Raw genomic sequence first — 18,298 nt, forward strand, 5'->3', positions numbered from 1 at the left:
ACGAGCTTCTCCTGCTGTGGTGCCCGTCTATAGCAAGGCTCATACGGTGGTCCATTCGATGACGGTTGGACGTTGCCCGGTTCGGACGAACTGCTCCAGTGCGGCGAAGACGTCCTCTAGTGGCACTTCTGCTCGTGGTGGGAAGCCGCCGGGGTGGGCGCCGCCTAGCTGGTAGTCGACGTCGTCGTCGTTGGTGCCGTGTGCCGGGACGTAGATGGTGTCGCCGGTGCCGAAGGTCAGGGCGCCTGTGCCGGGTTGGGTGCTGATGCCGAATTCGAGTTCGAGGTGGTCGTCGTGGGTGGGGTCGTCAGGTCCTGCGGCGACGGCCCACATGTGCGGGACCTCCACGCCGCGGGCGGCGAAGTCGCGGACTTCGGCGATGAACGCGGTTACGTCGGTGATGTCGTCGACGTGGAAGCCGATGCGATCGAGGAGGTTGGTCACGGTGTGGTCCCCTTGTAGGTGCGTGTGAACGGGTTGCCGTTGGCGTCGGTGCCGTGGACGGTCAGCGAGAACCCCGGCGGCAGGATACGGGGGAGGTAGTCGTGGCAGCCGCCGGTTTCGCCGGGTTCGGAGCCGCATGGCGCGTGGTTGAGGGTCAGTGTGCCGTGGCGTTCGCCGAGTCGGATCATCATCGCGGCTGTTTTCATTTCGACGTGGTGGGCCATGCGGCGGGCGATGACGGCTCGGAACCCGCGTTTGACCAGTTCCTTGTGCGCTTCGGTGGTCCATGGGTCGTCGCGGTTGGGCGTGATGTGCCCGAGCTTGCGGCCGCCCAGTTCGGGGTAGGCCACGAGCCGTGAATTCGGCGACCCTTTGACGACCCGCGGTGGGAGCTTGTCGGGGGTGGGAGCGGCTTCGGCCGGATATCGGTCGCCGTGCGGGTTGCGGATCCCCGCCGCGGCCGGCGGCGTCGGTGTGATGGTGGGAGTCGGCTGCGCCTGGGTCTCAGCCTTGAAATCGTTGCAGCGTGGCGTCGATGCCCTCCTTGAGCTGCGCCATCGCTGCCGTGGCCGTTCTGAGTGCTTCTGTGGCTTGGGCTGCTTGGCCGTGGAGCAGGGTGCCTGCCTCGGTGTTGCCGAGTGCGGCCAGGAGTTGCTGCACGATGTTGTCCACTTCTTGGGTTTGGGCGTGGATGCCGCCTTGGATCTCGTGGCATCGGCCTGACGCCATGTGCAGCGCTGCGAGGGTTTCTTCATGGGAGGCCATCGCTGTCCTTCCTCCGGACTTCGTCGTGGTCGTGGTGTTCGCCGAGGGTTGCGGCGAGGGCGGTTTTGATTCCGTTGATCTGGACCTGCATCTGATGGAGGGTGCGTTCGATCGCCTCCAGTCGCGCTGTCGGCAGGCCGGGGTTCCGGGCTCCCTGGGGTGACGTGGTCAGGCAGCGCTCGCAGGGCATGCCCGAGGGGTTGTCGAGCCGTTGCAGTTGGCCTGGGCCGAATGACGCGCCGCAGAGGGCGGTGATCCGGCGTGGGGGTGCCGGGGTGGCGGGGATCGGGAACACGTGGCTGATCCGCTGGGACTCGTTCACCAGGCCGGGGATCGGCCGCGCGAGCATCACGCCGTCCGCCGCCGTCATTGGCCTGCCTCCGTCCCGTGGTATCCGGTGGGAGCGAGCGCGGAGGGGGTGGGCAGCTCGCTCCCACCGGGGTCGGGTTCCGACCGCGGGGCACGCCCCGGTCGGGGGCAGGACAGAGCGCTGGCCGGGGTGGGGACGGCACGGCCAAGGAGGCGGCGCACGATGCCGGGTCGTCTGGAGTGCTTGTCGTGCCGAGGAGGGTTGCGGTCTTCGTGGCCGTTGAGCACTGCACGGCACCTCGAACAGCGCGGACCGTTCGGCAGGATCGCCGGCGATGCCGTGACGGTGTGGCCGCAGACGGCCCGGTATTCGCCTGCTCCACGAGCCCTGCCCGTGGCGAAGGACTCGTCCTCGACCGCATGGTCGTTGCCGTCCGCTGAGCAGAGAAACCATGTGGTGAAGAGCCTTTGTGATGTGGTCGCAGCTGTCATAGGAGTCATTCCGTTGCCGGTGGTTGGGCGGCCGAACGAGGGGAACGTTATGGACGCTGCAAGGCCGGAGATGCCCTCTTCGTGCATGACTCTTATGCGCGAGACGCATTCGGTTGCTGACCAGCGGTTACACTGCCGGGCGCGGGAGCAGCACAGGCCACCACTGGGAGGGGGTGGGTGCGGATGGGCCGGTACTGCATGCGCTGCGGTAGTCGCCTTGCACGCGAGAGCCGTGTGAGCGTCTGCGCGCCCTGTCGGCAGGTCAGCGGCATCGGATCAGACCAAGCGCCGGATCTCGGGCAGGACTTCTGGCACACGGACCAGATGCGAGACGCGTTCGCGACCCGCGACATGGGAACGGTCTTGCGCGCGTATCGCTACCACCCTGCGCATGGCCATCGGGCGTTGTCGCAGGAAACCGTCAGCCGGTGGCTGGGAACGGTGACGCAGTCACAGCTGAGCCGTATCGAGTCGGGCCGTAACAAGGTCGATGCGCTGGACAAACTCGTCCACTATGCGCAAGCGCTGAAGATGCCGCCCGAACTGCTGTGGTTCTCCCTGCCTGAGAGTCAGCAGGCTCCGGCGCACCGCTCGGCAGATGTGTTCGCTCTGCCCGATGGCCCGATCGTGGCCGCGACGAGCATGCATACCGACTCCGCTCTGGCCGACATGCTCTTGCGCACGTTGGACCAGTACTCGAGCACCGACAACCTGGCGGGGCCGCAGTCCGTGCTCAGCCTGGTGCCGTTGCAGCTGCGGTATGTGGAAGAGCTACTGACCAGTGCCAGGGGCAACGACCGCCGGCAACTGCTGTACGTCGGCGCGCGATACGCGGAGTTCGCCGGGTGGGCATACCAAGACACCGGGCAGCTCGATCACGCGATGCAGATGTCCAGCACCGCGTTGGACTATGCGCAGGAAGCTGCCGACGACACGTTGGCTTCCTACGTGCTCATGCGGCGCAGCAACATCGCCACCGATGCGAGACGGTCGGATCTGGCCTTGCGGCTTGCCGATTCGGCGCTGGAACAGGGATCGCGGCTGCCCCCGGGTTACCGGGCGGTCGCCTTGCGCCAGCGTGCCTACGCGCTGGCCCAGCTGGGCGAGGCGAAGCAATCTGCGGAGGCGATCAACGAGGCGCATCTTCTCGCTCAGCGGCGCGTGGCCGACTCTGAGCTCGACCTCACGCAGTACTGCACACCCGAATATGTCGAGATGGAAGCGGCGAACTGCTGGGTCGAGCTCGGCCAGGCCGCCGAGGCGATCAGCACGCTGCAGGACAGCCTGGCCCGCTGGCAACCGGAGTTTCGTCGTGACCTGGGGCTGTGCCTCGCGCGGCTCGCAGTGGCCCATGCGACCGACGGGCAGGTCGACAACGCGTTGATCGTGGCTGACCGTGCGCTGGGCATCACGCAGGAAACGAGGTCCTCGCGCACAGAAGATCAACTCACGAGAATCCCAAGTATGCTCGCCGCAGCGGGCGCAACCGAGCAGGCTCGGCGATTCGAGAGGCAAGTGCAGGTCCTGCGGACGTGAAGGGGAAGCGATGCTGTTCACAACCGCGACGGCCGATGACGTCGCCGAGCAGGGTGCTTCCGTCGCCGTTCTTCCCGTCGGGAGTTTCGAACAGCACGGGAACCATCTGCCACTCGCTACCGACACGGTCATTGCGTGCGTGATCGCCAACCGGCTCGCGGCCGAGCACGACCTCTTCACGTTGCCCCCGCTCACCCTGTCCTGCTCGCACGAGCACGAAGGCTTCGCGGGCACCGTGAGCGTGAGTTCACGAACGCTGGCCGGCGTCATCAGCGACGTCCAGGCATCGCTTGAACGGTCGGCGGTCCGGCACCTCGTGCTCGTGAATGGTCACGGCGGCAACTACGTGCTGTCCAACGTCGTGCAGGAAGCGAACGTGTCGGAGCGGAGACTGGCCCTGTTCCCGGGCGGCCACGCTGTCAACGATGCGCGCCGCCACGCTGGTATGGAAACCGGAGCGAGCGAGGACATGCACGGCGGCGAGTGGGAGACATCCATCCTGCTGAGCGAACACCCTGAGCTCGTGGGGCAGGCGTACGGGGACAGTGATCACGAAGCGTCCATCCGCCCGCACCTGCTGGTCACAGGAATGCGCGGCTACACGGACCGGGGCACCATCGGCCGCCCATCTTTGGCCAGCGCAGAGAAAGGGGCTGCTGCGCTCGACAGTCTCGTGCAGTCCTTCGCCGAGACTCTGAAGGTGCTTACCGAGTAGCTGACCACAGCGGGATCCGGCGGGCGAGCATGACACCGTCGATCATGAGCCTCCGTCCGTCTGATGAACAGCTGCGCCGGTGACAAGGCGGGAGATGCGATGGGTGAGATGCCGAAGCACTCGGTCAGCGTCGCCGGCGTTGTCGTCGATTCCGACGGCCGTGTCCTCGTGATCCGTCGCCGCGACGACGGGCGCTGGGAGATGCCCGGCGGTGTGCTCGAGCTGGGGGAGTCGTTCGAGGACGGCGTGCGTCGTGAGGTCGCCGAGGAGACCGGCATGACGGTCGAGGTGGAACGGCTGACCGGCGTCTACAAGAACCTCAGCCGCGGCATCGTTGCGCTGGTGTTCCGGTGCAGCCCCGGCAGCGACCTCGCCGCGCAGACCGACGAAGCGCGCGAAGTCCGCTGGATGAACCGCGACGAGGTCACCCGATCCATGAGCCCGGCCTTCGCCATCCGCGTTCATGACGCGTTCGACACCCGGCCGCACACGCGAGCGCACGACGGTGTGCAGCTCGTGGCGACGACGTAGCGACAACGAAGCCCGAAGGCAGAACACGCGTGGCTGAATGCAGGACACGCGGGGGAGCCGGTCTTCGAGGCCGCCCGCTCAGTAGTAGTACGGGTGGTCGGTCCAGTCGGGGTCGCGCTTCTCGAGGAAGGCGTCCCTGCCCTCGACGGCCTCGTCCTGCATGTACGCCAGCCGGGTCGTCTCGCCGGCGAACAGCTGTTGTCCGACGAGGCCGTCGTCGATCAGGTTGAACGAGTACTTGAGCATGCGCTGGGCCGTGGGCGACTTGCCGAGCGTCTTCAGGCCCCACTGCAGGGCCGTCGACTCCAGCTCGGCGTGCGGCACGGCCTTGTTGATCGCCCCCATCGCCTCGGCGTCCTCGGCGCTGTAGGCCTCGCCGAGGAAGAAGATCTCCCGCGCCTTCTTCTGACCGACCTGCCGCGCCAGGTAGGCCGAGCCGAACCCGCCGTCGAACGAGCCGACGTCGGCGTCGGTCTGCTTGAACCGGCCGTGCTCGACCGAGGCGAGTGTGAGGTCGCACACCACGTGCAGCGAGTGCCCGCCGCCCGCGGCCCAGCCCGGAACCACCGCGATGACGACCTTCGGCATGAACCGGATCAGCCGCTGCACCTCCAGGATGTGCAGCCGGCCCGCGCGCGCCGGATCGACCGTGTCGGACGTCTCCCCGTCGGCGTACTGATACCCGGACCGACCCCGAATACGCTGGTCACCACCGGAGCAGAACGCCCAGCCGCCGTCGGACGGCGACGGCCCGTTGCCCGTGATGAGCACGCAACCGACGTCGGAACTGGTCCGGGCGTCCTCCAGCGCGCGGTACAGCTCGTCGACGGTGTGCGGGCGGAACGCGTTCCGCACCTCCGGCCGGTCGAACGCCACGCGGACGACGTGCTTGCCCGAGCGGCTCTCGGTGGAACGGTGGTAGGTGATGTCGGTGAAGTCGAAGCCCTCGACGGGCGTCCACGAGGCCGGGTCGAACAGTTCGGATACCTGGGTGTCATGCACGCCTGGGACAATAGGCGGTTCCACCCGAACAGCCGAGGGGGCTCGCACGTGAACCCTTCCACCGCACAGGCGAGGGTCATCGTCGACGAGCTGGTGCGCAACACCGTGTCGCACGTCGTGCTGTGCCCCGGGTCGCGCAACGCGCCGCTGTCGCTGGCGCTGTCCGACGCCGAAGCCGCGGGCAAGCTGACCCTGCACGTGCGCATCGACGAACGCGGCGCCGGATTCCTCGCGCTGGGCATCGCCGCCCGCACCGGACGTCCCGTGGCGCTGGTGTGCACGTCCGGCACCGCGGCGGCCAACTTCCACCCCGCGGTGCTCGAGGCCGACCGCGCCGGGGTGCCGCTCATCGTGCTCACCGCTGACCGGCCGCCCGAACTGCGCGCGGCGGGCGCCAACCAGGTCATCGACCAGCAGCACCTCTACGGCGGCGCGGTGCGCTACTTCGACGAGCTCGCCGTCGCCGAACGCCGCGCGGGGCAGAACGCCTACTGGCGCAGTCAGATCTGCCGCGCCTGGAACGCGGCCTACGGCGAGTGGCGCTGCGGCCCGGTGCACCTCAACGTGCCGTTCCGCGAACCGCTCGTGCCCGACGCCGGCGACGGCGTCGCGGGCGCCGCCGACTGGTACGAACCGCTCGACGGCAGGCCCCGCGGCGCGCGGTGGACCGAACTGCCCGAGTACGGCGCGCTGCCGTCGTCCGTCGTGCCGTCCGCGCGGCAGGGCCTGGTCATCGCCTGCGACGCTGGGGTGCACGCGGCGAGTGAATGGGCAGCCGAGCACGGTTGGCCCGTGCTGTCGGAGACGGGCGGCCTCGGCCTGGGCGGCGACACCGCCATCCCCGGCGGCCCGTGGCTGCTGGGCGTCGAGGAGTTCCTTGCCGAGCACAAACCGGAACAGGTGCTGTGCATCGGCAGGCCCACGGTGTTCCGCCAGGTGCAGCGGCTGCTGTCGGACCCGGCCGTCGAGGTGCTGCTGGTGCGGCCCGACGCGGACTGGCCCGCGCCCGCCCACAACGTCCGCCAGGTCGGGCAGTGGTTCGACGAGCCGACGAAACCCGCCGACCCGGAATGGCTCGCACGGTGGCAGCGCGCCGACGCCGCGGCCGTCGACGCCGTCCACGACACGCTCGGCCGCGAGCCGTGGCCCAGCGGCCTGCGCGTCGCCGAGGAACTGGTCCACGGCCTGCCGAAGGACTCGCTGCTCGTCGTCGGCTCGTCGAATCCGGCACGCGACGTCGCACTCGTCGGCGGCAGGCGGCCGGACGTGCTGGTGCACCGCAACCGCGGCGTCGCGGGCATCGACGGCACCGTGTCGACCGCCGTCGGCGCGGCGTGCGTCCACCGCGGCCCGTCGTACGCGCTGCTCGGCGACCTGACGTTCCTGCACGACATCAACGGCCTGCTGATCGGGCCCGCCGAGGACCGCCCCGACCTGGCGATCATCGTCGTCAACGACGACGGCGGCGGCATCTTCTCGCTGCTCGAACAGGGCGCACCGGAACACAGCGACGGGTTCGAGCGGATCTTCGGCACCCCGCACGGAGCCGACCTCGCCGCCCTGTGCGCGGGCTACGGCGTGCCGTACCGGCGGGCCGGCGACCTGGACGAGTTCCGCGCCGCGCTGGCGCCCGAACCGGGGCTGCGGGTCATCGAGGTGCGCGCCGACCGGAGCAGGCACCGCGACCTGCACGCCGCGTTGCGGAACGCGGTGACGGCGGCCGTCACCGGCTGAGCCCGCCCAGCGCGGCTGCAACGAGCTGTGGAACGTCGACCGGACTTCTGGCCACCTGGTGCGTCCACGGCAGCCAGGCTGCCTCGTCGGCGTGGGTGGTCGGGGGAACCGGGCGGGAGGGAGCACTAGGATCACGAGCCGTGACCGCTTCCGATCCGCGCAGGCAGCGCGCGTGGCGCATCGGCGCGTGGGTCGTGCTCGGGCTCGCGCTGCTGATCACCCTCGAGTGCGCCGTGCTCTCCGCGGGCGCGTGGGTCAACGACCGCGACATCGCCGAGAACCGCGGCGCCGCGGTCGCGCAGGTCGAACAGGTCACGTGGGACCGCACCCTCATCCGCTTCGACACCCCCGACGGCGAGTCGCACAACCCCGACCTCGGCGTGCTGTACCCGCAGGGGTTGAGCGAGGGGCAGCTCGTGCGCGTCGAGTACGACACCACCGAACCGGACCTGGTGAAGGTCGCTGGCCGCACGTGGGTGCTGACGCTCCTGCCGACGGGCACGACCGCACTGTTCACCTGGCTGGTCGCCGGTCCGCTGCTGTGGTTCCTGCGCCGGCAGGCGGGCGGCCGCATCGCACCGCACCGCTGGCGCAGATCCGCGGCAGCCTGACCTCATCGGGTCCGGCCGCGTGTGGCGCTTGAGTCTGGAGAGCCACGGGTGCCCGGGCGCCTGGCCCCGTCTGCGCCTTCCCCGGCCCCGTTGCCGCCGGTGCCGGCAGGGCCGTTGTCCGGGGGGCGGCCGCAGGCGCCCGCAGGTCACGCTCCGACCGGTGCAGCGCCGTCACTCGCGGCAGCCCGACCACCAGGTGAGGACCTCGTCGGCCACGTCGGGTGCGGCCACGAGCAGCCCGTCGAGCGGCAGCGTCGCCTCACCGCCGCGCCGGTCGAGCACCACGGCCCCCGCTTCCCCCGCGACTCCCAGCGCGCCGGCGACGTCCCACTCGCGATATCCGTGCAGCACCGCGGCGACGGCGTGGCCGAGCGCGACCTGCGTGACCGCCAGCGCCGACGAGCCGAGCACGCGCGTGCCCGTGTGCGCCGCCGCGGCGCTCTCCAGGAACCGCGACAACCCCGGCCACGCGTTGCCCCCGCTGAGCTCGGTGCACACGATCGCCCCTGCCGTCCTCGTGCGCGCGGGCACCCGCACGAGCGTCCCGTTGGCGCGCGCGCCGCGGCCGCGGCCCGCCGTGTAGATCTGCCCCCGATACGGGTCCGCCACCACGCCGACGACCGGCCCGTCCCCGTCGACCAGGGCGAGGCTGTACGAACACCACGGGATGCCCGCGACGTAGTTGGCGGTGCCGTCCACCGGGTCGACCACCCAGCGGTACTCGGCCCCGTGCGCGCCCGCGTCGTCGCCGTACTCCTCACCGACGACCGGGATGTCGGGGAACTCGGTGGCCAGCACGCGGCGGGTGTGCCGTTCCAGGGTGCGATCGGTGTCGGTGACCCAGTCGAACGGCGATTCCTTCGTGGTCGGCCGTGCTCCGCGGCCCGCCGTCGCGGTGATCACGTCGGTGGCGTCGGTGGCGAGCCTGCCTGCCACCTCCAGTGCCTGGGAGAGCAGGCCGGGGTCGACCGGGCGCAGCGTTCGGGACGAGAGGGTCATGCCGCTCCAATGTGGCGGCCGCGAGTGTCCTGCATGCGAAGTGGAGATGACACCTCGCTCGCGATCCGACGACGACTCGACCGGGGGAAGGGTGGCCGCGCCCCCAGGGGCACCCTGGTCGCACTGAACGCCACCAAGGTGCCCTTGGGGCATCGAACGCAGTCACGCGTCAGCGCGCCCGGGAGGGGGTCGGGCCGACGGGCGGCCGCGAGCCACGAATCGTCCCCTCGCGACGTCCCTCGGCGGTGCGGCTTCGGCGACAGTGTTCGGTGACCGTTCCACAGCCCGTTACGCGGGAGTAGTGGGACGGCCGTCGGGGCGGTCGATGCTGGGCCCGTGCGCGTTGCCATCGTCACCGAGAGCTTCCTGCCGCAGGTGAACGGCGTGACCAACTCCGTGCTGCGGGTCGTGGAGTACCTGACGGCCCGCGGTGACGACGTGCTGGTGGTCGCGCCGGGCGCCGGGCCCGAGGAGTACTGCGGCGCACCCGTGGTGCGGGTGCCCGCGGTGGACCTGCCGGTGGTGAACACGCTTCCGGTGGGCGTTCCCACCCGCACGGTGCTGACGGCGCTGGCGACGTTCGCCCCGGACGTGGTGCATCTGGCGTCGCCGTTCGTGGTCGGCGCGCGGGGACTGGCCGCGGCCCGCAGACTCGGCGTGCCGACCGTGGCGGTGTACCAGACCGACATCCCCGGGTTCGCCGAGGCGTACGGGCTCGGCCTCGGCGCCAGGGCCGCGTGGCGGTGGGTGCGCAGGTTGCACTCGCGTGCCGACCGCACGCTCGCGCCGTCGTCGGACTCGGCACACCAGTTGCGGCTGCACGGCGTCCCGCGGGTGCACCGCTGGGGCCGGGGCGTGGACGTCGACCGGTTCGACCCGGCCCACACCGACCCGGAGCTGCGCGCCGAACTGGCCCCGGGTGGCGAACTGCTCGTCGGCTTCGTCGGCAGACTCGCCCCGGAGAAGGAGGTCGGCAGGCTCGCCGCGCTCGCGGACGTGCCCGGGGTGCGCGTGGTGATCGTCGGCGACGGGCCCGAGCACGAGTCGCTGCGCGAGGCGTTGCCCGATGCGGTGTTCCTCGGCGTGCGGTACGGCGAGGAACTCGCCCGCATCTACGCCAGCCTCGACGTGTTCGTGCACACCGGACCGCACGAGACGTTCTGCCAGACGGTGCAGGAGGCGATGGCCTCGGGGCTGCCCGTGATCGCACCGGCGGCGGGCGGGCCGCGCGACCTCGTCGACCACGGCCGAACGGGTTACCTGCTCCCACCCGACCACGGCGAGTTCACCCGCGTGCTGCCCGGCGTGATCGACACGCTGCGGGATCCGGACCTGCGCGACGGTCTCGGCGAGGCGGGGCGCACCGCGGTGCTCGGCCGCACCTGGCCCGCCGTCTGCCGCAAGCTGACCGGCCACTACGACGCCGTCCGCGGGCAGATCCTGCGAGCCGCGTGACGGTCACGGGAAGGGCGCGCGTGGCGATGGCCGGTGGCAGAGTTCGAGAGCCCGCACGTCGACCCCGGATGCACATCGTGCAGCTCGCCAACTTCTACGGGCCGCGTTCCGGCGGGCTGCGCACCGCGCTGCATCACCTCGGCGCCGGGTATGTCGAGTGTGGACACCGCGTGACCCTCGTCGTGCCCGGGGCGTGCCACGACGACACGACACTGTCGACCGGGGTGCGCAGGCTGACACTGCCCGCACCGCGGATTCCCGGCACCGGCGGGTACCGGGCCGTCGATCCGCTGCGGGTGCGCACGTTGCTGCGCGACCTCGAACCCGATCTGCTCGAGGTGTCGGACCGGCTGACACTGCGCGGGATGGGCGCGTGGGCACGCGAGCACGGCGTGCCCAGCGTGGTGATCTCGCACGAACGCCTGGACCGGCTTCTCCAGCAGTTCCTGCTGCCGCGGCCGCTCGCCGAACGGGCCGCCGACGCGGCGAACCGCCGGATGGCGCGCAGCTACGACACGGTGGTGTGCACGACGGCGTTCGCGCGGGGCGAGTTCGACCGCATCGGCGCGCCGAACGTGCGTCGAGTCCCGTTGGGCGTCGACCTGACCACGTTCACCCCGGACCGCCGCGACGGCGACTGGCGGCGTGAACTCACGGGTGGTGCCGACGCGCTGATCGTCCACTGCGGACGCCTGTCGCCGGAGAAACACGTGGAACGCAGTGTCGATACGGTCGCCGAGCTGACCGAGTCCGGCGCGAACGTGCGGCTGGTGATCGCGGGCGACGGGCCGCGGCGGCGAGCCCTCGAACGCCGCGCACGGGGCCTGCCGGTGCGGTTCCTCGGCCACCTCCCGCAGCGCGGCGACGTCGCCCGGCTGCTGGCGAGCGCCGACGTGTCGCTCGCCCCGGGACCGCACGAGACGTTCGGACTGGCGGCACTCGAGGCGTTGGCGTCCGGCACGCCCGTGGTGGTGTCCGAGTCCTCGGCGTTGCGCGAGATCGTCGAACCGGGCTGCGGCGCAGCCGTGGCCGACCGTGCGGGTGCGTTCGCCGGGGCCGTGACCGGCCTGCTCGGCAGCCCCGAGCCGGTGCGCCGCAGTCTCGCGCGGGCGCGGGCCGAGGAGTTCACCTGGCCACGCTCCGTCGACGGGATGCTGCGGGTCCTCACCTCCGCCTGACCGCGCTGAGAGGGCTGTGGGCCGATCGTGTGGCGGCCGCTCCGCCCCGGAACGCGGGGGAGCGCAGTGGCCGTCGAAGCTGCGGCAGCGGTCGGCGGGTGGCTGCGTGTGGTTCCGGTCGCGATATCCGGCATTCCGACCCCGGACGGTCGCCGGTCCGATACGCTGGGCCGCTGCGAGACCTGAGGTGAGCAACGGGGGAAGGTCCGTCATGGCTGACGAGGGCAGCGCCGGTGGGGTCGGCGCGGAGGCATTCGCAGGCGTCGAGGCCAGTGGTGAGGTCAGTACGAGCGGCGGCTCCGGGGGCGGTTCCGGCGACAGCTTCTGGGACAAGGCCGTTTTCGCCGTCCAGGGCGAGAAGGGCACCGCGACCGCGGACGGCTGGGCGATGGGCACGGTGACCGGCGGCGGTCCTGCCGGTGGGGATTCAAGATGGACCCCGAGACCGCCGAAGGCATGGTCCGCAAAGCCAAGTGGATCGCCGACCAGATGCAGGGGAACTACGAACGGGCCAAAAGCTTGACTCGAAGCGAGCCGCCTGCCACGGACCCTGGTAGTCAAGCGTTCCAGAAGGTCGCGCACGGGCTGTTCGATCTGGGCTCCGGAAGCATGAAGGCCCAGTGGCAGCGCTATGTCGACATCGCAGAGAAGCTGCAGAAGGCGCTCGACGTGTACAACGAGGTCGACGAGCAGGCGGGCAAGGACGCGAAGAAGGCCGGCGGAGGGATGTTCGGTTGAAGTACCTGGTCAGGGTCGTGGCGTTGGCCGCCGTATCGCTGGTGGCGGCGGCGTGCGGAAGCGAGTCCGACGGTCAGGCCCAGCCCGAGCCGTCCGGTGTGGGGCCCTCGAGCGCGTCCGCCGCACCAAGTAGCGCCGAGGACGGTGGTCAGGAGCTGCCGCACAGTGGAGCTCCCGCCGTCACGAATCCGCTCCCAAAGTCCGTTCTCGATGGCGACCCGTGTACTGATGCGTTGACGCAGGCGCAAGCCAAGAAATTCCTCGGAGATGCCGTCACGAGCGTGGACGCTGATGAGCCGAGACTTGGCCCGGGATGTCGTTGGTCGAACCGGAGCGTGTTGGCCTCGTTCACATTGAACTACGACACGGCTGTGGGTCAGGGGTTGAGCGCGACGTACGCCAACGCGAAGACCCAGGAGGACAACTTCGCCGAGATCGATCCGATCGGGGGCTTTCCCGCGGTGCAGTACTGGGATGACGGTCAGGAGCGCAACTGCAACACCGTCGTTGGCGTGGCCGATGAGTACGCGGTGGGCATAAGCCTGACGCTCGGCACCAATAGTGCTGAAGAAGGTGAAGATCCGTGCGAGGCTTCACGGACGGTCATGGAACGTGTCGTCGGCAATTTGAAGGCGAAGGCCTGACGGCCGGAGTGAAGCAGTCCGGCGGAGGGCTGGTCGATTGAGGTACCTGGTCAGGACCGCGGCGCTGGCTGCCGTGGCCGTGGTGGCGACCGCGTGTTCGAGCGAGTCCGACGGACAGGCGCAGCCCGAGCCGTCCAGTACGGCGGGCTCGATGCCGTCTGCGGCACCGAGTAGCGCGGCAGGCAGTGGCCAGGAGCTGCCGCACAGCGGGGCACCCGCCGTCACAGACCCGCTTCCGAAGTCCGTGCTTGACGGAGATCCGTGTACTGACGCGCTCACGGAGGACCAGGCCAAGGAGATTCTGGGCGATGCTGTCACCAGTGAAGATGACGATCTGCGGCCCTTGGGGCCTGGATGTCACTGGTCGAATCAGGAGACCTTGGCGTCGTTCGGCCTGAACTACGACGTGCGGACGGGCCAGGGCTTGAGCGGGGCCTACGCCAACGCGCAGTCACGTAGGCAATTCACGGAGATCGCGCCCATCGGAGGTTTTCCTGCGGTTCAGTACCACGAGAGTGACGTGGACCGGGCGTGCACCACGGTGGTCGGGCTTGCGGACGAGTATGCGGTGGTCATGTCACTGGCCGTCGGTACGAAGGGTGCTGAAGAGGGCGACGATCCGTGCGAGGCTGGTCGCCTGGTCATGGAACGTGTCGTCGGCAATTTGAAGGCGAAGGCCTGACGGTCGGAGCCGGCCTGCACAGCGGCAGGTGAAGGGGGAGTACGCGATGGGGAAGTTGTTCGGGCCCCAGGACGAACTGGCCGAGCAGAAGTCCAAGATCCTGATCGAGCAGGTCAACCCGTTCTCGGGGGCGATGGACCTGCACGAGCTGGTGCGCCGCGTTCGCGAGGGGGACTCGGCGAAGTGGCAGACCACGTCCCATGAGATGGCTGTCGTCGCCTCCGGCAACGAGCAGGCCGCCAACGCCGGTCAGGAGATGCTGCAGGCGCTGGAGAGTTCCTGGTCCGGTGAAGGTGCCGACGCGGCATCGCAGGCCATCCGGTCCAGCATCAAGGTGACGCAGGACGCGTCCGACGTCTACCAGCGCAACTCCGACCACTTCACGACGAACTCCGGGCAGTTCGAGGACATCAAGAATCGGCTCCCCGACGTGCCCGCCAAGCCGCCCGAGACGGGCATCGTCGACACCATCACGCCCTGGGACACCGACGCCGAGGACAAGGCCAACCAGTACAAGGCCGACGTCGACGCCGCCCGCTCGATGTACTCCGGCTACGAGGGCAACGTCCACCGGTCCGCCTACGACATGCAGGCCGACTTCGGGCAGATCAAGGACCTCGGCGGCGAGTTCGGCTCCATGGAGCGCGACCGCTCGGGATCCGTCGAGGACTCGGGCTCGGGCGTCATCGACATCCCCGGCTCGGACGGCGGCGGGGACTCCGGCCGCCCCGGCACGTACGACGGCTCGGTCGGCGGTTCGGACCGGAGCGGCATCACGTCGGTGCCGCCCGGTGGTGGGTACCAGTCGTCGAACCCGTCGAACCCGTCGCACGTCCCGACGGCGCCGTCGCCGTCGAACGACAACACCGGCACGTCCGGGTACACCCCGCCGAGCACGGTAACCCCGCCCGCCGCGAACTACCCGGGACCGAACGGTCCGGGTGGCGGAATGCCGGGCGGAACCGGGTTCGGCCCGCACGGCAACACCCCCGGCACCACGGGCTTCGGCAACACGGGCTTCGGGCCGACCGGCACACCCGGCGCAGGCCCCGGCGGTTCGTCCGGCGGCGGCACCGGAGGTGGCCGGTTCTCCCCGCCCGGCATGGGACGTGCGGGCGGCTACTCGGCCGGTGCGGGTGGCGGCGCAGGCGGCTACTCGGCAGGTGGTGGTGCCCCCGGGTCCGGTGGCAGTGCGCCGGGTGCGGGCAGGATGACCGGAGCCTCTCCCGGCGGTTTCGGCCCGGCCGGCTCCGGCGGTGCGGCCGCCGCGGGTGGCGGTTCGGCCGCAGGTGCCGCAGGTGGCCGCGGCGGAATGATGGGCGGAATGGGCGGCGCGGGCCGCGGCGGCCAGGGCGGCGAGGACGAGGAGCACCAGCGCAAGTACCTCGCCGACAGCGACGAGGCGTTCTCCCTCACCGAGGACGGCGAAGTGCTTCGCGACCCGGTCACCGGCCACGTCGTCACCCCGCCGACCATCGGCGAGTGACCGCCATGGCCGTACTGCACCGTCCCGTCGTCCTGCGCAGGGAAACCCTGCTGCACGTGTGGGAACTCGAAGGTCTCGGCGACACCCACCCGGTCCTCGGCGCGCGCACGAAATACGTTCCGATGGACCTCACGGGCGAGACGAACCGGGAATGCTTTCGCGTCCTGGCCGAACTGGGACTCGCCGCGGGCGAAACGCCCACGCGTGAATTCCGCGTCGCGCTTCGGGTGCTGAATTCCCCGGACCGCGACCTGTACTGCTACAGCGAAACCGTCCGCGGGAAACTGCAGTTCGCCGCGGCCTCCGGCGGCGGCGTGACCGTCGGCGTGCAGGTCGACGGTGACCTCGTGACACTCGCGACCACCGGCGAGGACGACCTTGTGGACGGATTCATCTCGGAACTGCCCGAATACCCGCCCGCGTCCATTCCTCCGCTCCACACGACGAAGCGGGAATTCGAACAGCGCGACGAGAACCACGACATGTTCGCCGCGAAACAGAGTCCGGCGAAGCAACTCGAGAACGCGATGCAAGCCCCACGCCTGGGCGTGCACCAGGTGTACGCGGGAGGCCGCACCTCCGACGGCGGGTACCGCAACAGCAAACCGTTCACCGTCATCGACATCCGCGACCGTGGCCGCGTCGTCACCTTCGCCGACCCCGACGGCGGAATCCACTGCCTGCCCGGCGACACCGCCACCCTGACGAAGACGTTCCTCGCCACCTGGCAGTCCCTGCCCTGACCGAGCCGCACCGCGCGGCCGTCTACGCCCGCCCGTCTCCCACCGCCACCCAAAGCGACACGCTCCGCGTGGCCCCCTAGGCCCACCGTCTCCCACCACCGCCCAACAGGACGCGCTGCCGCGCGGCCCCCTACGCCCGCCCGTCTCCCACCGCCACCCAAAGCGACACGCTCCGCGTGGCCCCCTAGTCTCGAACCATGTCTCGTGCGTCGCTGGACAAGGATCCTCGCGAGGTCGCCGCCATGTTCGACGGCGTCGCCGCAGGCTACGACCGTGCCAACTCGGTGATGACGTTCGGCTTCGACCGGCGCTGGCGGACCACCACGGCCGGAGCACTCGACGCGCGCGAAGGCGAACGAGTGCTGGATCTCGCCGCGGGCACCGGCGTGTCCACCGAGGAGTACGCACGCGACGGCGCGTGGTGCGTCGCCGCCGACTTCTCCCTCGAGATGCTCCGCAACGGCCGCGACCGGGGCCTGCCGATGATCGCCGCGGACGCGCTGCACCTGCCGTTCGCCGACGAGTCGTTCGACGCCGTGACCGTGTCCTTCGGGCTGCGCAACTTCGTCGACACCAAGGCCGCGCTCGTCGAGATCATGCGGGTCGTCAGGCCCGGCGGCAGGCTCGTGATCTGTGAGGTGTCGACGCCGACGTTCGCGCCGATCCGGTTCGTGTACCGCAAGATCGTTCTGCGACTGCTGACCTGGCTCGGCCGCCGCGCAGCCTCCAACCCCGAGGCGTACGGCTATCTCGCCGAGTCCATGCTGACCTGGTACGACCAGCGGTCGCTGGGCGAGGTCATCGCCTCGGCGGGCTGGACGAAGGTCGAATGGCTCAACCTCACGTTCGGCGCCGTCGCCCTCCACCGGGCCCGCAAACCCGAGCCCGAACAGCCACCGGCGCCCGAGCCGCACGGCAGCCCTGCGAAAATCGACCCATGACTCAGGATGCCGAGGTCATCGTCGTCGGAGCAGGGCCGGCGGGATCGACCGTCGCCACGTACCTCGCCCGGGCGGGCGTCGACGTGCTGCTGCTGGAGAAGACCACGTTCCCGCGCGACAAGGTCTGCGGCGACGGACTGACCCCACGGGGCGTCAAGCAGCTGATCGACCTCGGCCTGGACATGAGGCCCGAAGCAGGCTGGACGTTCAGCAAGGGCCTGCGGATCATCACCGGTGACCTGCACCTGCAGCTCGACTGGCCGGACCTGGCGAGCTACCCGCCGTACGGCGTGGCCCGCACCCGGCACGACTTCGACGAGCTCCTCGCGCAGACCGCCGTCGAGGCGGGCGCGCGGCTGCAGGAGCGCACCACCGTCACCGGCGCGGTCACCGACGAGCGCACGGGCCGTGTCGTCGGTGTCGAAGGCAAGTTCGGACCCGACAAGCAGCCCGTGAGCTACCGGGCCCCGTTGGTGCTCGCGTGCGACGGAGTGTCGGCGCGGCTGGCGCTGTCGGTCGGCATCGAGAAGGACGACAAGCGGCCCATGGGGGTCGCCGTTCGCCGGTACTACACGAGCCCGCGCCACGACGAGGAGTACATCGAGGGACACCTCGAGCTGTGGGATCGCGCGGACCCCGCGAACCCGAAGCTGCTGCCCGGCTACGGCTGGGCCTTCCCCCTCGGCGACGGCACGGTCAACGTCGGCCTGGGGATGCTGTCGACGTCGAAGTCGTTCCGCAACATCGACTACCGGCAGCTGCTGCGTTCCTGGCTCGACGGCACGCCCGAGGAATGGGGCTACCGCGAGGAGAACGCCGTCGGGAAGGTCGGCGGCGCGGGCCTGCCGATGGGCTTCAACCGCACGCCCCACTACCGCGACGGGCTGCTGCTGCTCGGCGACGCGGGCGGCATGGTCAGCCCGTTCAACGGCGAGGGCATCTCGGCCGCGATGGAGTCGGCACAGCTGGCCGCCGAGCACGTGCTGCAGGCCCTGGCGCGGCCGGAGGGGCCGTCGCGGGAACGTGCTCTCGAGGGCTACCCGCGTGCCGTGGCGGAGCTGATGGGCGGCTACTACCGGCTGGGTAACACGTTCGCCAAGCTCATCGGCAAGCCGAAGGTCATGCGCGCGGCCACGAAGTACGGACTGCGCGTCAACCCGATCATTCCGCTCGTCTACAAGGGCCTGTCGGGGTGTTACGACGCGAAGGGCGGCGACGCGGTGGACCGCATCATCGCCGCGATGTCGCGCGTCACGCCGAGTGCCTGAACCCGCCACACGGAGCGGGGTCACG

General features: G+C 70.2%; 20 protein-coding genes. 14 read left to right on the forward strand and 6 right to left on the reverse strand.

Annotated features, from left to right (window positions below):
* Positions 1 to 39: 39 nt before the first annotated feature.
* From LY13_RS08300 to LY13_RS25910, 4 genes are all read right to left on the reverse strand, one after another.
* Entirely contained in the window at positions 40 to 444 is a 405-nt protein-coding gene (locus tag LY13_RS08300) for an Imm1 family immunity protein (RefSeq protein ID WP_253827719.1), read from the reverse strand.
* On the reverse strand, positions 441 to 794 hold the full coding sequence (locus LY13_RS08305) for a DddA-like double-stranded DNA deaminase toxin (protein ID WP_253827720.1): 354 nt from the start codon (positions 792 to 794) through the stop codon (positions 441 to 443). Before LY13_RS08305 ends, LY13_RS08300 begins: the two co-directional genes overlap by 4 nt.
* Before the next feature lie 154 nt (positions 795 to 948).
* On the reverse strand, positions 949 to 1,209 hold the full coding sequence (locus LY13_RS08310) for a hypothetical protein (protein ID WP_253827721.1): 261 nt from the start codon (positions 1,207 to 1,209) through the stop codon (positions 949 to 951).
* Entirely contained in the window at positions 1,196 to 1,579 is a 384-nt protein-coding gene (locus LY13_RS25910) for a hypothetical protein (RefSeq protein WP_308216287.1), read from the reverse strand. The genes LY13_RS08310 and LY13_RS25910 overlap by 14 nt, the downstream gene beginning before the upstream one ends.
* Positions 1,580 to 2,244: 665 nt before the next feature.
* Here LY13_RS25910 and LY13_RS08320 point away from each other — a divergent pair.
* From LY13_RS08320 to LY13_RS08330, 3 genes are all read left to right on the forward strand, one after another.
* A complete protein-coding gene (locus tag LY13_RS08320; RefSeq protein WP_253827722.1) occupies positions 2,245 to 3,546 on the forward strand; it encodes an NsdA family TPR-like regulatory protein in 1,302 nt (433 codons plus the stop codon).
* 10 nt (positions 3,547 to 3,556) lie between these two features.
* On the forward strand, positions 3,557 to 4,261 hold the full coding sequence (locus tag LY13_RS08325) for a creatininase family protein (RefSeq protein ID WP_253827723.1): 705 nt from the start codon (positions 3,557 to 3,559) through the stop codon (positions 4,259 to 4,261).
* 99 nt (positions 4,262 to 4,360) lie between these two features.
* A complete protein-coding gene (locus LY13_RS08330; RefSeq protein ID WP_253827724.1) occupies positions 4,361 to 4,792 on the forward strand; it encodes an NUDIX hydrolase in 432 nt (143 codons plus the stop codon).
* A gap of 78 nt (positions 4,793 to 4,870) precedes the next feature.
* Here the strand turns inward: LY13_RS08330 and LY13_RS08335 are convergent, their stop codons facing one another.
* Positions 4,871 to 5,794, reverse strand: coding sequence for a 1,4-dihydroxy-2-naphthoyl-CoA synthase (locus LY13_RS08335; RefSeq protein WP_253827725.1), 924 nt, complete (start codon positions 5,792 to 5,794; stop codon positions 4,871 to 4,873).
* A 48-nt stretch (positions 5,795 to 5,842) separates the two neighbouring features.
* Here LY13_RS08335 and menD point away from each other — a divergent pair, with 48 nt between their 5' ends.
* Complete coding sequence (gene menD / locus LY13_RS08340; RefSeq protein WP_253827726.1) at positions 5,843 to 7,528, forward strand: 2-succinyl-5-enolpyruvyl-6-hydroxy-3-cyclohexene-1-carboxylic-acid synthase; 1,686 nt, start codon at positions 5,843 to 5,845, stop codon at positions 7,526 to 7,528.
* Positions 7,529 to 7,668: 140 nt separating this feature from the next.
* Positions 7,669 to 8,139 carry a DUF3592 domain-containing protein gene (locus LY13_RS08345; protein WP_253827727.1) on the forward strand — a complete coding sequence of 157 codons (471 nt, stop codon included), beginning with the start codon at positions 7,669 to 7,671 and terminating at the stop codon, positions 8,137 to 8,139.
* Between the two features lie 171 nt (positions 8,140 to 8,310).
* Here LY13_RS08345 and LY13_RS08350 read toward each other — a convergent pair whose 3' ends face one another.
* Entirely contained in the window at positions 8,311 to 9,138 is an 828-nt protein-coding gene (locus tag LY13_RS08350; protein ID WP_253827728.1) for an inositol monophosphatase family protein, read from the reverse strand.
* Between the two features lie 336 nt (positions 9,139 to 9,474).
* Here LY13_RS08350 and LY13_RS08355 point away from each other — a divergent pair, with 336 nt between their 5' ends.
* From LY13_RS08355 to LY13_RS08395, 9 genes are all read left to right on the forward strand, one after another.
* The gene (locus LY13_RS08355; protein ID WP_253827729.1) at positions 9,475 to 10,593 is read left to right on the forward strand and encodes a glycosyltransferase family 4 protein; all 1,119 of its coding nucleotides are present in this window, start codon (positions 9,475 to 9,477) and stop codon (positions 10,591 to 10,593) included.
* A gap of 68 nt (positions 10,594 to 10,661) precedes the next feature.
* Complete coding sequence (locus tag LY13_RS08360) at positions 10,662 to 11,771, forward strand: glycosyltransferase family 4 protein (protein ID WP_253827730.1); 1,110 nt, start codon at positions 10,662 to 10,664, stop codon at positions 11,769 to 11,771.
* A 432-nt stretch (positions 11,772 to 12,203) separates the two neighbouring features.
* A complete protein-coding gene (locus LY13_RS08365; RefSeq protein ID WP_253827731.1) occupies positions 12,204 to 12,509 on the forward strand; it encodes a hypothetical protein in 306 nt (101 codons plus the stop codon).
* A complete protein-coding gene (locus tag LY13_RS08370) occupies positions 12,506 to 13,153 on the forward strand; it encodes a DUF3558 domain-containing protein (RefSeq protein ID WP_253827732.1) in 648 nt (215 codons plus the stop codon). The genes LY13_RS08365 and LY13_RS08370 overlap by 4 nt, the downstream gene beginning before the upstream one ends.
* A gap of 37 nt (positions 13,154 to 13,190) precedes the next feature.
* A complete protein-coding gene (locus tag LY13_RS08375; RefSeq protein ID WP_253827733.1) occupies positions 13,191 to 13,835 on the forward strand; it encodes a DUF3558 domain-containing protein in 645 nt (214 codons plus the stop codon).
* Between the two features lie 46 nt (positions 13,836 to 13,881).
* Positions 13,882 to 15,321: a hypothetical protein gene (locus LY13_RS08380; protein WP_253827734.1), complete on the forward strand. Its 1,440-nt coding sequence runs from the start codon at positions 13,882 to 13,884 to the stop codon at positions 15,319 to 15,321.
* A gap of 5 nt (positions 15,322 to 15,326) precedes the next feature.
* Positions 15,327 to 16,064, forward strand: a complete 738-nt coding sequence (locus tag LY13_RS08385) for an ESX secretion-associated protein EspG (protein ID WP_253827867.1) — start codon at positions 15,327 to 15,329, stop codon at positions 16,062 to 16,064.
* 197 nt (positions 16,065 to 16,261) lie between these two features.
* Positions 16,262 to 17,005 (forward strand): class I SAM-dependent methyltransferase, encoded by a 744-nt coding sequence (locus tag LY13_RS08390; protein WP_253827735.1) that lies wholly within the window; start codon positions 16,262 to 16,264, stop codon positions 17,003 to 17,005.
* Positions 17,002 to 18,273 (forward strand): geranylgeranyl reductase family protein, encoded by a 1,272-nt coding sequence (locus LY13_RS08395; protein WP_253827736.1) that lies wholly within the window; start codon positions 17,002 to 17,004, stop codon positions 18,271 to 18,273. The genes LY13_RS08390 and LY13_RS08395 overlap by 4 nt, the downstream gene beginning before the upstream one ends.
* Positions 18,274 to 18,298: the final 25 nt, after the last annotated feature.

This window comes from Prauserella aidingensis (assembly GCF_024171865.1).
In the GTDB taxonomy this organism is placed as follows: Bacteria; Actinomycetota; Actinomycetes; order Mycobacteriales; family Pseudonocardiaceae; genus Prauserella; species Prauserella aidingensis.

Coding starts and splice junctions, on each gene's coding strand:
- LY13_RS08395 (WP_253827736.1), top strand. CDS start 17,002: ATGACTCAGGATGCCGAGGTCATCGTCGTCGGAGCAGGGCCGGCGGGA.
- LY13_RS08330 (WP_253827724.1), top strand. CDS start 4,361: ATGGGTGAGATGCCGAAGCACTCGGTCAGCGTCGCCGGCGTTGTCGTC.
- LY13_RS08350 (WP_253827728.1), bottom strand. CDS start 9,138: ATGACCCTCTCGTCCCGAACGCTGCGCCCGGTCGACCCCGGCCTGCTC.
- LY13_RS08380 (WP_253827734.1), top strand. CDS start 13,882: ATGGGGAAGTTGTTCGGGCCCCAGGACGAACTGGCCGAGCAGAAGTCC.
- LY13_RS08310 (WP_253827721.1), bottom strand. CDS start 1,209: ATGGCCTCCCATGAAGAAACCCTCGCAGCGCTGCACATGGCGTCAGGC.
- LY13_RS08360 (WP_253827730.1), top strand. CDS start 10,662: ATGCACATCGTGCAGCTCGCCAACTTCTACGGGCCGCGTTCCGGCGGG.
- LY13_RS25910 (WP_308216287.1), bottom strand. CDS start 1,579: ATGACGGCGGCGGACGGCGTGATGCTCGCGCGGCCGATCCCCGGCCTG.
- LY13_RS08385 (WP_253827867.1), top strand. CDS start 15,327: ATGGCCGTACTGCACCGTCCCGTCGTCCTGCGCAGGGAAACCCTGCTG.
- LY13_RS08325 (WP_253827723.1), top strand. CDS start 3,557: ATGCTGTTCACAACCGCGACGGCCGATGACGTCGCCGAGCAGGGTGCT.
- LY13_RS08365 (WP_253827731.1), top strand. CDS start 12,204: ATGGACCCCGAGACCGCCGAAGGCATGGTCCGCAAAGCCAAGTGGATC.
- LY13_RS08390 (WP_253827735.1), top strand. CDS start 16,262: ATGTCTCGTGCGTCGCTGGACAAGGATCCTCGCGAGGTCGCCGCCATG.